Raw genomic sequence first — 15,311 nt, 5'->3', positions numbered from 1 at the left:
GTCCAGCGGACGCGGCCTGGCGTCACCGGGCGGGCGCTTCCAGGGCCTGGCGGGCGTGGGCGCGCACGTCGGCGTCCGGGTCCGCCAGGGCCGTGGTGAGCGCGGCGGCCACCCGCGGTTCGCCCGCCCAGCGGGTCAGCGCCAGCACGGCCGCCTTGCGCACGTCGAGGTTGGCGTCCCCGAGCGCGGCGACGAGCGGCCCCGACGCGACAGCCGGGTCCGCGGCGGCCAGGCACCGGGCGGCCCCGACGCGTACCTGCCAGTCGGGGTCGCGGATCGCCTCGACGGCCTGCGGCTCCAGCGGCGCGCCGGCCGCGCCGGACGCCTCCAGGGCGGCGGCGCGCACGAGCGGGTCGGGGTCGGCGGCGAGGGTCGCGAGGGCGGCGGACGGCTTGCCGATGCGGCCCAGCCCCTTGGCCGCCTGGACCCGCACCTCCCTGGACGGGTCGGCGGCGGCCGTGGCCACCAGGTCGCTCTCGTCGAGCGAGACCAGCGCGCGCACGGCCTCGATCCGCACCCGGCGGTCGGTGTCGCGCAGCCCGGCGGCGAAGCGCTCGCGGTCGCCGAGCCGCAGCGCGCGCAGCACGTCGAGCACACTGGCCCGGACCACGGCGTCGCCGCCCGCCAGCCGTTCGAGGAGCGCGGTCCGGAGCCCGGGCGTGGCGGGCAGCACCTCGACCAGCTCTCTGAGGGCGGTGGCGGCGGCGTGCCGCACGGTGCCGTGGGCGTCGCCGAGCGCGGCGGCCAGGGCAGGTCCCGCGCCTTCGGGGACGGTCTCGGTGAGGGTGGCGATGGCGGCCCGCCTGACCTTGGGGTCGGGGTCGGCGAGGTAGGGGGCGAGCTGCCCGGCGGTGGGCTGCTCCTCGGCCAGCCGGTGCAGTTCGAGGATGCGCGGCGAGCGGCCGACCGCGACGCGTCCGGCGCCGCGGGCGGCAGCGGCCCGCCGTACCCGCGCCGGTGGGCGCGCGGCCAGGACGACCGGTTCGGCGGCGACGGGCGCGAACTCGGGGACGGGCACCAGGTACGGCTCCACGGGCCGCTTGACGAACTCCATCACGCCGTCGTCCCGTTTGCGGAGGTTCAGGTGGAACAGCCACTCGCCGTCGTCGCGCGCGGGCAGGTCGGCGCGCTCGTGGTAGAGGCCCCACCGGCTCTCGGTACGGGTGAGCGAGGCGCGCGCCGCCATCTCGGCGCAGTCGCGGATGAAGTCGACCTCCACGCAGCGCATCAGCTCGTGCGGGGTGCGGGCGCCCATCCCGGCGATCTCCTCGCGCATCCGCTCGAACGTCTCCAGCGCGATGTCCAGCTTGGCGGCGGTCTTGGGCGGGGTGACGTAGTCGTTGACGAAGCGGCGCAGCTTGTACTCGACCTGCTGCTGGGGCGGCCCGTCCGGGTGGCGCAGCGGCCGGTAGACCAGCTCGTGGGCGGCGGCGATCTGGTCCTCGGGCAGCCTGTCCGGCGCGACGTGGTGCGCGGCGGCGTGGGCGCCGGCCAGGTCGCCGAAGACGAAGGCGCCGATCATGTAGTTGTGCGGCACGCAGGCCAGGTCGCCGGCCGCGTACAGGCCCGGCACGGTGGTCGCGCCGTGCTCGTCCACCCACACGCCCGACGCCGAGTGGCCGCCGCACAGGCCGATCTCGGAGATGTGCATCTCCACGTCGTGCGTGCGGTAGTCGTGGCCGCGCCCGGCGTGGAAGGTGCCGCGGGTGGGGCGTTCGGTGGTGTGCAGGATGGTCTCCAGCGCGGAGATCGACTCCTCGGGCAGGTGGGTGAGCTTGAGGTAGATGGGGCCGCGGGCGGAGGCGATCTCGGTGGCGACCTCGGCCATCATCTGGCCCGACCAGTAGTCGGAGTCGACGAACCGCTCGCCCTGGTTGTTGACCTGGTAGCCGCCGAACGGGTTGGCCACGTACGCGCAGGCAGGCCCGTTGTAGTCCTTGATCAGCGGGTTGATCTGGAAGCACTCGATGCCGCTCAGCTCGGCCCCCGCGTGGTAGGCCATGGCGTGGCCGTCGCCGGCGTTGGCCGGGTTCTCGTAGGTGCCGTACAGGTAGCCGCTGGCGGGCAGCCCGAGCCGGCCGCACGCGCCGGTCGCGAGGACGACCGCGCCCGCCGACACCGTGACGAACCGCCCGGACCGGGTGTCGAAGCCGGCCACGCCGACCGCGCGGCCGCCGGAGGTGAGCACCCGGACCGGCATGACGCGGTTCTCGATGGTGACCTTCTCGCGGAGGTCGCGGCGGCGCAGCACCCGGTACAGGACCTTCTTGACGTCCTTGCCCTCCGGCATGGGCAGCACGTAGCTGCCCGAGCGGTGGACCCGGCGCACCGCGTACTCGCCGTGCTCGTCCTTGTCGAACTTGACGCCGTAGCGTTCCAGCCGCTGGACCATGGCGTGGCCGCGGGTGGCGGTCTGGTGGACGGTCCGCTGGTTGACGACGCCGTCGTTGGCCCTGGTGATCTCGGCGACGTAGTCCTCGGGCGTCGCCTTGCCGGGGATCACCGCGTTGTTGACGCCGTCCATGCCCATGGCCAGCGCGCCGCTGTGGCGTACGTGCGCCTTCTCCAGGAGCAGCACACGCGCGCCGCGCTCGGCGGCGGTGATCGCGGCCATCGTGCCCGCGGTGCCGCCGCCGACGACGAGCACCTCGCACTCCAGGTGCAGGCGGTCCCCGAGGGGAGGGATGTCCATCACAGCTCCTTCAGTATCCGGTCGCGCAGCGCGGCGCGGTCGCCGGCGCCCCGCACGTCGAGCACCGCGCGCAGGCCGTGGCCGCCGAGCACGGCGACGCGGTCGGCCAGCAGCAGCGCCTCGTCCACGTCGTGGGTCACGAACACGACCGTCGCCCGGGTGTCGCGCAGCACGTCCAGCAGGACCTGCTGCATCTGGGCGCGGGTCTGGGCGTCGAGCGCGCCGAACGGCTCGTCCATCAGCACCGCGCGCGGGGCGGCGACCAGGGCGCGGGCGAGCTGCACGCGCTGACGCATGCCGCCGGACAGCTCGCGCGGCAGCCTGTCCTCGGAGCCCGCCAGGCCCACGCGCTCGATCCAGGCCCGCGCCGCCGCGGCGCGTTCGCGCCTGCCGACCTTGCGGATGCGCAGGGGCAGCTCGATGTTGCGGCGGACGTCGCGCCACGGCAGCAGGCCGTCGTCCTGGAAGACCATGGCGCGTTCGGCGGAGGTGCCGGTGATCTCGGCGTCGCCGGCGAGGATCCGCCCGCCGGCGGGCGGGAGCAGCCCGGCCAGGGAGCGGAGCAGCGTGGACTTGCCGGAACCCGACGCTCCGACGATCACCAGCACCTCGCCGGCCACGATCTCCAGGTCGATCTCGCGGACGACGAGGTCCCCGCCGTACCCCAGGGACAGCCGCTCCAGGGTGAGGCCGAGCCCGGCCTGGGCCTGCTCGGGCCGGACGAGCGTGGTCATGCCGGGCTCCTCTCGCTGCGGGGCAGCCAGCGGGTGATCCTGCGGCCGGCCAGCTCGACGCCGGCCGAGGTGAGCCAGCCGAGCAGGCCGATGGTGACCATCCCGACGATCACGCCGGGGTAGTCCACGAGCGTGTACGCCTGCCAGGTCCGGTACCCGACCCCGAACTCCCCCGAGATCATCTCCGCCGAGATCACGCAGATCCACGCCACGCCCATGCCGACCGACAGCCCGCCGAACACGCCGGGCAGGATGCCGGGCAGCACGACGTGCCACAGCACGTGCCGGCCGCCGCCGCCGAGCGTCCTGACGGCGTCCTCCCACGACGTCGGCAGGGCCCGTACGGCGTGCCGGGTGCTGACCGCGATCGGGAAGAAGGCCGCGGCGAACGTGATGAACACGATGCCCTGCTCGTCGGTCGGGAACAGCAGGATCGCCACCGGCACCAGCGCGATCGCCGGGATCGGGCGCACCGCCTCCAGCAGCGGCAGCAGCACGTCCCTGGCGCGCGCCGACCTGCCGAGCGCGACGCCCGCGGCGAGGCCCGCGAGCGTGGCCAGGGCGAACCCGGTGAGGATGCGGAGCAGGCTCTGCGCCAGGTCGAGCGCGAAGACGGGGGTCGTGAGCTGCCGCGCGGCCTCGGCCGCGATCTCGTCGAGCGTGGGCAGCCGGTCGAACCTGAGCCACAGCCGGGCGTCGGCGGCGGTGAGCGCCTGCCACAGCCCGGCCGCCGCCAGGACGGACCCCACGCGGACGGGCCAGCTCCTCACTGGTCACCGTCCTTCGCCGCCGCCTTCGCCGCCGCCTTCAGGGCGGCCTCGTAGGTGATCGGCTCGGCCCCGGGGTGCTCGGCCCGGTAGGCGCCGGCGCCGTCCTGCGTGGTGAACGGCAGGAACCGGGTCCCTTGCCTGAGCCACACCGCGTGGTCGGCGAACCAGCGGGTCCCGGTGACGGTGTCGGGCACGTAGGCGGCGCGGACGGGCCTGCCCGCGGCGGCGATCTGCCGCAGCAGGCAGGTGGGCGTGGCCGCGGGCCGGGTGCGGTCCTCGCCGTCGAGCCACAGCTCCGAGGCGGTCGCCGGGTCGCTGACCCGGCCGCCGCACACCGGGTCCGTGCCGGTGACCGGGGCGGGGTTGGCGGTGGAGGCCGCGTCCTGGTCGTAGCCGGGGCCGTACGCCTTGCGCAGGTAGGAGTCGTTGACGAAGGCGGAGACGTCCACCCCGGGGAAGTCGGTGCCGATGCGCTTGAGGTAGGGCACGTCGTGCTCGTGCGCCGCCTTGAGCCGCGCCTTCAGCGTGACGTCGAAGGTGGAGATGCCGCCGGGGCCGTTGTAGAGGTAGACGACCTCGGCGGGCAGGCCGGTGGCCCGCGCGACCGACTCGGCGGCCGCGAGCGGGTGCTCGTGCAGGTAGCGGGTGGCGTCGAGCTGCGCCTTGAGGAAGGCGTCCACCACGTCGGGATGCTCCTTGGCGTACGCCTGGCGCACCACCACCCCGTGGAAGGTCGGCACGTCCAGCGCGGAGCCGTCGTAGAGCAGCCGTCCCTTGTCCTGGAAGACCAGCAGACCCGGCCAGGCGACGAACTGCGCGTACGCCTGGACCCCGCCCGACTCCAGCTGCGAGGCCCCGACCGCGGGCTGGTGGTTGACCACCTCGACCCCGGTGACGCCGGCCTTCTCCAGCGCCTGGACCAGCGTCCCGTGCCCGGCCGAGCCCACGCTGGCCGAGACCTTGGCCCCCTTCAGGTCCGCCAGCGTCCGCGCCTCGGACGCGGGCGGGACGAGGACCATGTTCAGCCCGCCGCGCAGGTTGTAGCCGGTGATGGAGATCAGCTCGGTGCGGGCGGCCGGGATGTCCTGGGTCCGGGCGGCGTTGATGAGCAGCGGGTAGTCGCCCATCGAGCCGATGTCGATCTTGCCGGCGACCATCTTGGCGGTGATGGGGGCGCCGGTGTCGTAGTCCTGCCACTCGACCGTGTACCTGCCGCCGAGCCGCTTCTCCAGGTACCCGAGCGAGCGCAGCAGCGTTCCCGCGGTCACCGTGTTGATCGTCTTGGACTGGTAGCCGATGACGACCTTGGTCTTCTCCTCGCCGCCGGCCGCCCCCGCGACCGAGCAGCCGGCCGCGGCGAGCAGGGCGAGGGCCGCCAGGGCGACGCGCATCTTCTTTTCCTTCATCGCAGCAGGTAGGGGATGTCGATGGTGACGGCGTCCACGGGGCACCTGGCGGCGCAGGGGCCGCAGTACCAGCACTCGTCCACGTGCATGTAGGCCTTGCCGCTCTCCTCGTGGATGGCCAGCGAGTCGAGCGGGCAGGCCTCGACGCAGAGCGTGCAGCCCTCGATGCACAGGGCCTCGTCGATGGTGACGGGCACCTCGACCCGCTGGTTGATCAGAGCCATCGGTCCTCCTCCGCGGTGCGGTTCAGCCGGCCGCGCATGGTCAGGCGGTCGCCTCTGAAGCGGATGAACTCCAGGTCGACCGGCCTGCCGTCGGCCAGGTGGGTGAGCCGCTCGACCATGAGCAGCGCGGCGGCGCGCGGCGCTCCGAGCACGGCGGCGGTGTGGGGGTCGGCGTTGACCGCCTCCAGGGTCAGCTCGGCGGCGCCGAGCGGCTGGCCGGCGATCGTCTCCAGGAGCACGAAGATGTCGTTGTGCTCCAGGTCGGCGTCGAACAGTGGCTCGCCGACGTCGCGGACCAGGTAGGTCAGGTCCAGCGAGAGCGGCAGGCCGCCGAGGCGGCGCAGCCGTTCGAGGTAGACGACGGGCTCGCCGGGGGCGAGGCCGAGCCGGTGGCTGACGGCGGCGGGCGGCTCGATCAGGGTCATCGTCCTGACCTGGTTGGTCACCTGGCCGTGTTCGTGCAGTGTCTCGGCCAGGCCGAGCAGCCGGTGCAGGCCGTGCGGGTACTTCTCCCCCGCCACCGTGGTGCCCACGCCCGGGCACCGCTCCACCAGCCCTTCCTCGCGCAGCAGGCACAGCGCCTCGCGCACGGTGTTGCGCGAGGCGCCGAACTCGCGCGCCAGCGCCGCTTCCGGCGGCAACGGGCCGCGGGCGAACTGCCCGTGCACGATCTGCCGCCTGAGCAGATCGGCCACCTGCCGCGCCCGGTCGGCCCGCCGCCGCGCGGCTGCCCCGTCTCCCACGTCCGCCTCCCTGCCTGGCCTGACGGGGATTAACCTAGCAATCAGGTAGGCAAATAGGGATAACGGTACGATTGCGCCACTCGGCGCTGCGCTCACCCGGCTGCCGAGCAGCGGTTCCGTGACGGCCCGAGCAAGATCTGCCACTTCGGGCGGGCCGCGTGCCGCGGCCCGCCCGCCTGGTGCCGCGGAGGGTCAGGTGCGGGTCCAGCGCTGGTTGGCGCCGCCGTGGCAGGTCCAGATCTGCAGCCTGGCGCCGTTCGCCGTGTTGCCGCTGGGGACGTCCAGGCACTTGTTCGCGCCCACCGCGGTGATGGTGCCGTCGCCGTTGAAGCGCCACTGCTGGTTGCTCTGGCCGCTGCAGTCCCAGATGATCACGCTGCTGCCGTCGGCGGTGGCGCGTCCGCTGACGTCCAGGCACTTGCCGCCGTAGACGCGCAGCTCGCCGGAGGCGGTGGCGGTCCACTGCTGGTTGGCCTGGCCGTGGCAGTCATAGATCTGCGCCTGGGCGCCGTTGGCCTGGGAGGCGCCGGCGACGTCGAGACACCTGCCCGACGCCTCGTTCTTGATCAGGCCGGCGGGCGTCGGGTTCGGCGAGGTGGTGTCGAGCCCGAGGAAGGTCAGGGCGTAGGGGAACATGCCCGTCAGCGGGAGGGAGTGGCCGTAGCCGGCGAAGCTGAACCCCTCGACGGGGGGACGGTCGCCGGTGCCGCCGTAGCGGGTCCTGGTGACGCCCGAACGGGGGCTGTCGGTGAACGCCGGGGATTGGCTCACCCCGTTCAGGTTGGTCCACTGCTTGATCTCCTCGCCGAAGTTGGCGTAGGCCAGCGTGGTGTCGGTGGTGCCGTGCCAGAGCTGCATCCGCGGGTAGCGGCCGGTGTAGCCGGGGTACATCGCCCGAGCCTGGTCGCCCCACTGCTGGGCGGTCTTGATGAGCTGGCCGCCGGAGCACTGGCTGTTCCAGAGCGACCCGTTGGTGGTGGCGAAGCACCCGGCGGGGACGCCGGAGAACGCGGCGGCGGCCGAGAACACGTCGGGGTACTGCGCGGCCAGCACGTTGGTCATCATCGCGCCCGAGGAGAAGCCGCTGACCACGATGCGGGCGGGATCGACGTCGTAGCGCTGCCGGACGTAGGCGACCATCGACATGATGCCGGTGGAGTCCCCGCCGCCGTTGCGTGTCAGCGCGGCCGGGGTGGACACGTCGAAGCACTGACCGCTGCGGGTGGCCTCCGGGACCACGATGAGGTACCCGTACTGGTCGGCGGCGGTGACGTAGTCGTGGCCGACGCCGTTGAACACGCCGGCGGCCGAGCCGGTGCAGTAGTGCACCATCACCAGCAGGGCCGGCTTCGCCGCCACCCGGTCCGGGACGTACAGGTACATGTTCAGGTTCGTCGGGTTGTTGCCGAAGCCGGTGACCCGGGTGAGCGACGCGGCGCCGGCAGGCTGGGCCGCCGTCAGCAGGCCGGCGCCCAGCAGGAGGGCGACGAGTGCGTCACGTAAGGCTCGAATCACGGGATGTCCTTGTTAGCGTTAACATCGGTCGGCGGTTGTCGGTGAGACGGAGCACATCTGAGGCGAAACATACTGTCAAGAGCGCCGTAAGTTGCGGAACGCATCTGGGCAGGTCGCGGTCGGCCTGCGGCGAGACGTCCGTGAAACTTTCACGCGCGCTCAGCGCTGCCCGCAACGTCGTCCGAAAGTTTTCACTCCTTTCTTGGCAACTATCGGGGCACTGCCTACACTCGGTGCCCTACGTGATCTTTGGGAGCGAGAATGACTGACAGCGACAGCGGGACGGATCCGCCGGCCCTCGCCCACCCCGAGGCGCCGATCACGAGGATCAACCCGCACATCCCCCACCCGGCCCGGATCTACGACTACCTCCTGGGCGGCAAGGACCACTTCGCCTCCGACCGCCAGGCCGCCGAGGCGCTGATCAAGGTTTCGCCCGGCACGCGCGAGGGCGTCCGCGCCCACCGCGCCTTCCTGGGCCGGGCGGTGCGGTACCTGGCGGCCGAGGCCGGCATCACCCAGTTCCTCGACATCGGCACCGGCATCCCCACCCAGGACAACACCCACACGATCGCCCAGGAGATCGTCCCGAAGGCCCGCGTGGCCTACGTGGACAACGACCCGATCGTCCTGGTGCACGGCCGTGCCCTGCTGACCGGCGACCCGGCGGGCATGACCGACATGATCGAGGCGGACCTGCGGCAGCCGGAGAAGATCCTCACCGACCCCACGGTGCGGCGCGTGATCGACTTCACCCGTCCCGTGGCCGTCATCCTGGCCGGCGTCCTGCACTTCATCACCGACGAGGAGCAGCCGTACGAGCTGGTCGAGCAGCTCAAGGCCGCCGTGCCGGCCGGCAGCCACCTGCTGCTGTCGCACATCACGCTCGACTTCGCCGACCAGGTGAGCCGCGAGGAGTTCACCAAGCCCTACGACAACAGCTCCGCACCCATGGTGCCGCGCACCCACGACGAGACGCTGCGCTTCTTCGCCGGCTGGGACCTGGTGGACCCAGGCCTGGTCGAGGTGGTGACGTGGCGGCCGGATCCCGCCGAGTACCAGGAGCAGATCCCCGGCGGCCACGCCTGGGCGTACGGCGGCCTGGCGATCAAGCCCTGAGAGCGGGCGGCGGCGGCGCCGGTCGCGCGGAGGGGCGTCACGAGGACGCGTGATGCCGCTCGACCGCCGTCAGCGTCCGCGCGACGTCGCCCGCGATGATCGCCTCCACCAGCTCGGCGTGCACGTCGAGGCGCAGGCGGAGATAGCCGGCGTCGCGGCCGTGGTCGGGGCCCGCGTGCTCCGACAGGTCGGTGACGAAGCGCGTCATGCTCAGGTAGACGGCTCTGGCCAGGTGGTTGGGGCCGATCTCGGCGATGCGCTCGTGCAGGGCCCAGTTGGCCCGCATGAAGCGGTCGGTGCCGGTCGTCGCGCGCTTGAGGCGGGTGAGGTGCTTGCGCAGGTCGGAGATGTCCTGCCGGCTGCGGTGCCGGGCCGCGTCCGCCGCGATCACGGGCTCCAGGGCCTCGCGCACGGCGATCGCGTCGGCCACGGTCGCGGGCATCCTCCGTACGGTGAGCAGGGTGTGCCGGAGCCGCACGATCGGGTCGGGCTGCGCCACGAACAGGCCGCCGCCGCGACCGGGCCGGATCTCGACGCTGCCGCGGTCGTGGAGCAGCCGGGCGGCCTCGCTGATGGTCGCGCGGCCGTAGCCGGACCGGTCGCGGAACTCGTCCATCGTGCCGATCAGGGCGCCGGGACCGAGGCCGCGTTCGACGATCATCGCCTCGATGTCCGCGGCCAGTGCCTCCGCGCGCGTCAGGGGTACCGCGTTGACCACCCGGACAGTTCTAGCAGATTCCGGGCCGATCCGGCAGCCTGGCGGTGGCCGCCCGCGCGGGCATAACATGCTAAACGTACGGGTGATTAAGGACCGGCGGCCGGCACCAAGGAGATCGCGATGAACTGTGTACTCGTCGAGGCCGGCGGGCGGCGCCCGGCCGGCGGGCCGGCGGAGCGGGCGTGAGCGGCGGGCCACTCGCCGGGGTCGTCGTCACGGACCTCACGCGGGCCCTGGCCGGGCCGCACGCCACCATGATGCTCGGCGACCTCGGCGCCACCGTCGTCAAGGTGGAGACCCCCGGCACCGGCGACGACACCCGGGGCTGGGGGCCGCCCTTCCGCGACGGCGAGTCCACCTACTTCCTGTCCGCCAACCGCAACAAACGCTCCATCGAGCTCGACCTGAAGTCCGACGACGGCAGGCGGACCCTCGAAGCGCTGGTCCGCAGGTCCGACGTGCTCGTGGAGAACTTCCGCACCGGCGTCCTCGAACGCCTCGGCTTCGGCCCGGAGCGGCTGGCCGAGCTGAACCCGCGCCTGGTGGTGCTCAGCATCAGCGGGTTCGGCCACGACGGGCCCGAGGGCGGCCGTCCCGGCTACGACCAGATCGCCCAGGGCGAGGCCGGCCTCATGTCGCTGACCGGCTCCGCGCCGGACGACCCCCAGCGCGTCGGGGTGCCGATCGCGGACCTGCTGGCCGGCATGTACGGCGCCTACGGCGTGCTCGCCGCCCTCCTCGAACGGCAGCACACCGGCAAGGGCCAGGTCGTGCGCACCTCGCTGCTGGCGGCCGTCGTCGGGGTGCACGCCTTCCAGGGCACCAAGTGGACCGTGGCCGGCGAGGTCGGGCACGCCCAGGGCAACCACCATCCGTCCATCTGCCCGTACGGGCTGTTCCGCACCCGCGACGGCGCCGTGCAGATCGCCGTCGGCAGCGAGGGCCTGTGGCGGCGCTTCTGCGCGGCCTTCGGCCTGGATGCGGACCGGCCCGGCATGGCCACCAACCCCGAGCGGGTCGCGCACCGCGACGCCGTCATCGAGCTGGTCGAGGAGCGCTTCGCGGCGCACGACACCGAGACGCTGCTCGGCCTGCTCGCCGAGGCGGGCGTGCCCGCCGGGAAGGTGCGCGACGTGCGCGAGGTCTACGAATGGGAGCAGACCCGCAGCCAGGGGCTCCTGCTCGACGTCCAGCACCCCGCGCTGGGGCCGATCACCCTGCCCGGGCCGCCGCTGCGGTTCTTCGACCCCGACGGGGCCGAGCAGACCTACACCGGCCACCTGCCGCCGCCGGTCCTCGGCGCCGACTCCGCCGCCGTCCGCGCCTGGCTCTCCGGCGAGGCCCCGCTCCCCTGAGGCCGTGCCTGGGGGCCCAGGGTGGTGGCGGTGTCCTTGCCCTTGGCCGGCCTTTTGTACACCGACGGCGTGCCCGACGCGAAGAACTCGCCTACCGGCAGGGCGACCTGACGGACGACGCCGCCATCCTCATGTTCCAGTGGCGTCCCACGCGGAGCTGAGCGCGCGGCGGCGGCCGCTGGGCCTCAACCCGGATTCAACGGGAGCTCAACGTGCGCCGGCCTACCTTTCCCGTGTCCACGACGACCAGTGAAAGGAAGCACGATGCGACGTCTGCCACTGATCCTGACCGCCGGCGCCCTCGCGGCCGGCACGCTTCTCGCCCCCGCCGCGCAGGCGGCCACGACGGCGACGGCCGCCGCGGCCGCCCAGCAGGCGAGCCAGGCCCGCTGGTTCACCATCTGGGACGGCGGCGGGAACACCAGGGGCATCGACACCGGGGCGATCAGGAACCGGGCCAAGGTCCTGCAGATCGTCACCCAGTGCTGGAACGGCGGGGACGGCACCGCCGCCACGGCCACCCTGTACAAGTGGGGGTCCTCCACGTTCGGCAAAGGAGGCGGGTGGATGAAGATGAAGCGCGACCGGGGCTACTGCCTGGGCGGGAAGATGTACACCCGGGTCTCCAACGCGAAGGCCGGCGAGAAGTGGCGGGCCACCGTCAAGCTCGGCCCCAAGTCCCACACGGTGCGGGTGTGGGTGCAGAACTACGGCTGACCGGCCGGAATTGGTCCTCTGTCAGACCGCAGGATCGGCCCTTATCGAGGGTACCGATTCCTGTCAGCCTGGGGGCATGACAACGACAGCGACCCGCTTCAGCGGCCAGGTGCTCACGCCTGGCGACGCCGGCTACGACACCGCCCGCACCGTCTGGAACGCCATGATCGACCGGCGCCCGCGCATGATCGTCCGCGCGGCGGGCGTCGCCGACGTGGTCGCCGCCGTCCGGACCGGCCGGGAACTGGGCCTGGAGATCGGCGTGCGCTGCGGCGGCCACAACGCCGCCGGCTTCGCGGTGCCCGACGGCGGCCTGATGATCGACCTGACGCCCATGGGCGGCGTCCGGGTCGACCCGGGCCGCCGCCGGGCCAGGGTGCAGGGCGGCGCGCTGCTCGGCGCGCTGGACCGGGCGTCCCAGGCGTACGGGCTGGCCACCACCGCCGGCAACGTCTCCCACACCGGCGTCGGCGGGCTCACGCTCGGCGGCGGCATGGGCTGGCTGGCCCGCCAGTACGGCCTGGCCTGCGACAACGTCGTCTCCTACACGGTGGTCACCGCCGACGGGGACGTGGTGACCGCCAGTCGCGACGAGAACCCCGACCTGTTCTGGGGGCTGCGCGGCGGCGGCGGCAACTTCGGCATCGTGACCGAGTTCGAGTTCCGGTTGCACCGCACCGGCACGCGGACGCTGGTCGCCGAGTTCGACCACCGCGCCGAGGACGCCGTCCCGGTGATGGAGGGCTGGCGCGACCTGAACGCCGTCGCGCCCCGGCAGGCGACGTTCACCGCCAGTGTCAGCAGCGGCCCCGCCGGCCCGATCGCCACGCTGGGCTTCGTGTGGGTGGGCGACCCGGCCGAGGGCCGCCGGCTGCTGCCCGCGATGCGGGCGCTCGGGCGTCCCGTGGCCTCCCGCGTCACCACGCCGTCCTACCTCGAACTGCAGCGGCGCGAGGACTCCACCGGCGGTCACGCCTACCGCCGCTACGCCAAGGGGCACTACCTGCCGGGCCTGCCCACCGCGGCGATCGAGGCGTTCCTGCTGCGCGGCGGCTCCGACCTGAGCGCGAGCCAGGACCTGCCGGGCGTCGGCCTGCAGGCGCACGGCGGCGCGATCGCCGACGTCCCGGACGCGGACGCGGCCTTCAGCCATCGCGGCACGATGTTCGAGTTCGGCGCCGGCTCCCGCTGGAGCGACCCGGCCGAGGACGACGCCAGGATGGACGCCGCCCGCGCCGCCGGCGCCGCGCTCGAACCGTACGCCGGCGGGATCTACGTCAACTCGCTGACGGCCGACGAGCTGGCCGACGGGCAGCGCGGCGTGCGGCGGGCGTACCCGGACGCGAAGCTGGCCCGGCTGACCGCGCTGAAGACCGCCTACGACCCGGCGAACGTGTTCCACCTGAACCAGAACATCCGCCCGGCCCGGTGACGGGCCGCGTCAGGACCCCCGTACCTCCCGGACGGCCGCCGCCAGCAGCGCGACCCCTTCGGCGATGGCGCTCTCGCTGAGGACGGCGTAGCCGAAGATCAGACCGCCGGGGCCGGCGCCGGCGATCCGGTACGGCCCGACGCCCTGGATGGCGAGCCCGCGCCGGGCGGCCGCCGCCACCACCGCCGCCTCGTCGAGGCCGGGCGGGAGCCAGGCGACCACGTGCTGCCCGGCGGCGATCCCGGCCGGTCGCAGCTCCGGCAGGTGGGTGCGCAGCGCGTCCAGCAGCGCGTCGCGGCGGCGCCGGTACACCGGGCGCATGCGGCGCAGGTGGCGGTCGAACTCGCCGCGGCCGAGGAAGTCGGCGAAGGCGAGCTGGTCGATGACCGGCGAGCCCCGGTCGGCGAGCAGCTTCGCCGCGGTGACGTCGGCGACCAGGTGCGGAGGCACCACCATCCAGCCGAGCCGCAGCCCCGGCGCGAGCGTCTTGCTGGCCGTGCCGCAGTAGACGACGTGGTCGGGCGCGAGGCCCTGCATGGCGCCCACCGGGGACCGGTCGTAGCGGTACTCGGCGTCGTAGTCGTCCTCGATCACGATCGCGCCGCGGCGCCTCGCCCAGCGGATCACCTCGGCCCGCGCCGCCGCCGACAGCACGCCGCCGGTCGGCCACTGGTGGGACGGCGTGAGGACCAGCGCGTCGGCGTCGGCCAGGCCGAGCGCGTCGACCCGGACGCCGTCCGGCCCCACCGGGACGGCGACCACGTCCAGCCCCGCGGCCGCGGCGAGCACCCGGGCGTCGTCCACGGAGGAGGGGTCCTCCAGCGCGATCCGCCTGGCGCCGCGCCGCGCGAGCACCTGGATCAGCAGCGAGATGCCCTGCCCGTAGCCGTTGCAGACGACCACGTCGCCGGGGACGGCGAGCGTGCCGCGCACCCGGTTGAGGTAGTCGCACAGGGCCTGGTGCAGCTCCGGCACGCCGCGCCCGTCGAGGTAGGCGAACCGGTCGTTGGGCGTGGTGGTGAGCACGGCGCGCACCGAGCGCAGCCAGGCGGCCCGGGGGAACTGCGACACGTCGGTGCGGCCGTACCCGAAGTCGACCTTCGGGCCGGGGCCGCGGGGGGCGGGCCGCGCCGTCGCGGGCGCGGGGCCCGGGCCGGCGGACGGCGGCGCCGACGCGGCGACCTGGGTGTAGCCGCCGGACCGGCTGGCGAGATAGCCCTCGGCCACGAGCTGCTGGTAGGCCTCCACGATCACCCCGCGCGAGACGCCGAGCCCGGCCGCGAGGGTGCGGGTGGGCGGCAGCGACGCGCCCGCCCGCAGCCGGCCGGCCCGGATGCTAGCCCGGATGGACGCCTCGATCTGCCGGTGCAGCGGCACCCCGGCGTCGCGGTCGAGCTCGATGAGCAGGTCCTCGGCCGGCCCGGACCCGGTCCTGGATCGCCCCACAGGACTGGACCTTACGGGCGAGCGCCGGTCCCTGCCAAGCCGCGGGGCGACCGCGCTTGACGCATGCCCATATGGGCATATGATGGCGGCCATGGCACGAGCAGCGACGACGTCGGACGTCTTCAACGCGATCGCCGAGCCGCAGCGCCGGGAGATCCTGGCCCTGCTGCGGGCGGGCGAGCGGCCGGTGACCGAGCTGGCCCGGGAGCTGGGGATGACCCAGCCGCGGGCGTCCAAGCACCTGCGGGTGCTCAGGGAGGTCGGGCTGGTGCGGGACCGCAAGGCGGGCAAACAGCGCCTGTACGGCCTCGACGCCCGCGGGCTGCGACCGGTCCATGAGTGGACGGGCGGGTTCGAGCGGTTCTGGAACGAGAGCTTCGACCGGCTGGACGCGTACGTGCAGGGCCTCAAACAGGAACGTCAGGAAGGAAGTGAGTGAC

General features: G+C 73.6%; 14 protein-coding genes. 5 read left to right on the top strand and 9 right to left on the bottom strand.

Features of this window, described 5'->3' with window-relative positions; translation table 11 throughout:
• Positions 1-22: 22 nt before the first annotated feature.
• From MF672_RS31920 to MF672_RS31890, 7 genes are all read right to left on the bottom strand, one after another.
• The gene (locus MF672_RS31920; RefSeq protein ID WP_247815513.1) at positions 23-2,692 is read right to left on the bottom strand and encodes a fumarate reductase/succinate dehydrogenase flavoprotein subunit; all 2,670 of its coding nucleotides are present in this window, start codon (positions 2,690-2,692) and stop codon (positions 23-25) included.
• Entirely contained in the window at positions 2,692-3,426 is a 735-nt protein-coding gene (locus tag MF672_RS31915; protein ID WP_242378167.1) for an ABC transporter ATP-binding protein, read from the bottom strand. The genes MF672_RS31920 and MF672_RS31915 overlap by 1 nt, the downstream gene beginning before the upstream one ends.
• Positions 3,423-4,196: an ABC transporter permease gene (locus MF672_RS31910; RefSeq protein WP_242378166.1), complete on the bottom strand. Its 774-nt coding sequence runs from the start codon at positions 4,194-4,196 to the stop codon at positions 3,423-3,425. Before MF672_RS31910 ends, MF672_RS31915 begins: the two co-directional genes overlap by 4 nt.
• Entirely contained in the window at positions 4,193-5,587 is a 1,395-nt protein-coding gene (locus tag MF672_RS31905; RefSeq protein WP_242378165.1) for an ABC transporter substrate-binding protein, read from the bottom strand. The genes MF672_RS31910 and MF672_RS31905 overlap by 4 nt, the downstream gene beginning before the upstream one ends.
• An 11-nt stretch (positions 5,588-5,598) precedes the next feature.
• Entirely contained in the window at positions 5,599-5,826 is a 228-nt protein-coding gene (locus tag MF672_RS31900; RefSeq protein WP_242378164.1) for a 4Fe-4S dicluster domain-containing protein, read from the bottom strand.
• Positions 5,817-6,569, bottom strand: a complete 753-nt coding sequence (locus tag MF672_RS31895) for a GntR family transcriptional regulator (RefSeq protein WP_242378162.1) — start codon at positions 6,567-6,569, stop codon at positions 5,817-5,819. The genes MF672_RS31900 and MF672_RS31895 overlap by 10 nt, the downstream gene beginning before the upstream one ends.
• 192 nt (positions 6,570-6,761) lie before the next feature.
• Positions 6,762-8,084: an extracellular catalytic domain type 1 short-chain-length polyhydroxyalkanoate depolymerase gene (locus MF672_RS31890; RefSeq protein ID WP_242378159.1), complete on the bottom strand. Its 1,323-nt coding sequence runs from the start codon at positions 8,082-8,084 to the stop codon at positions 6,762-6,764.
• Positions 8,085-8,345: 261 nt separating this feature from the next.
• On the opposite strand from MF672_RS31890, the gene MF672_RS31885 reads away from it, so the two are divergent.
• Positions 8,346-9,203, top strand: coding sequence for an SAM-dependent methyltransferase (locus MF672_RS31885; RefSeq protein ID WP_242378157.1), 858 nt, complete (start codon positions 8,346-8,348; stop codon positions 9,201-9,203).
• Positions 9,204-9,240: 37 nt separating this feature from the next.
• Here the strand turns inward: MF672_RS31885 and MF672_RS31880 are convergent, their stop codons facing one another.
• On the bottom strand, positions 9,241-9,921 hold the full coding sequence (locus MF672_RS31880) for a FadR/GntR family transcriptional regulator (protein WP_242378155.1): 681 nt from the start codon (positions 9,919-9,921) through the stop codon (positions 9,241-9,243).
• Between the two features lie 182 nt (positions 9,922-10,103).
• Here MF672_RS31880 and MF672_RS31875 point away from each other — a divergent pair, with 182 nt between their 5' ends.
• The 3 genes from MF672_RS31875 (at position 10,104) to MF672_RS31865 (ending at position 13,425) form a co-directional block, all read left to right on the top strand.
• Positions 10,104-11,276 (top strand): CaiB/BaiF CoA transferase family protein, encoded by a 1,173-nt coding sequence (locus tag MF672_RS31875; protein WP_242378152.1) that lies wholly within the window; start codon positions 10,104-10,106, stop codon positions 11,274-11,276.
• A gap of 264 nt (positions 11,277-11,540) precedes the next feature.
• Complete coding sequence (locus MF672_RS31870) at positions 11,541-11,993, top strand: hypothetical protein (RefSeq protein ID WP_242378150.1); 453 nt, start codon at positions 11,541-11,543, stop codon at positions 11,991-11,993.
• 76 nt (positions 11,994-12,069) lie between these two features.
• Positions 12,070-13,425 carry an FAD-binding oxidoreductase gene (locus tag MF672_RS31865; RefSeq protein ID WP_242378148.1) on the top strand — a complete coding sequence of 452 codons (1,356 nt, stop codon included), beginning with the start codon at positions 12,070-12,072 and terminating at the stop codon, positions 13,423-13,425.
• Between the two features lie 9 nt (positions 13,426-13,434).
• Here MF672_RS31865 and pdxR read toward each other — a convergent pair whose 3' ends face one another.
• Positions 13,435-14,871, bottom strand: coding sequence for a MocR-like pyridoxine biosynthesis transcription factor PdxR (pdxR, locus tag MF672_RS31860; protein WP_242378146.1), 1,437 nt, complete (start codon positions 14,869-14,871; stop codon positions 13,435-13,437).
• Between the two features lie 91 nt (positions 14,872-14,962).
• Here pdxR and MF672_RS31855 point away from each other — a divergent pair, with 91 nt between their 5' ends.
• Positions 14,963-15,310, top strand: a complete 348-nt coding sequence (locus tag MF672_RS31855) for an ArsR/SmtB family transcription factor (RefSeq protein ID WP_242378140.1) — start codon at positions 14,963-14,965, stop codon at positions 15,308-15,310.
• Position 15,311 lies beyond the last annotated feature (1 nt).

This window comes from Actinomadura luzonensis (assembly GCF_022664455.2).
Lineage (GTDB): Bacteria > Actinomycetota > Actinomycetes > Streptosporangiales > Streptosporangiaceae > Nonomuraea > Nonomuraea luzonensis.
The sequence above is the reverse complement of the archived record's forward strand: the minus strand, read 5'-3'. Positions and strand labels throughout refer to the sequence as shown.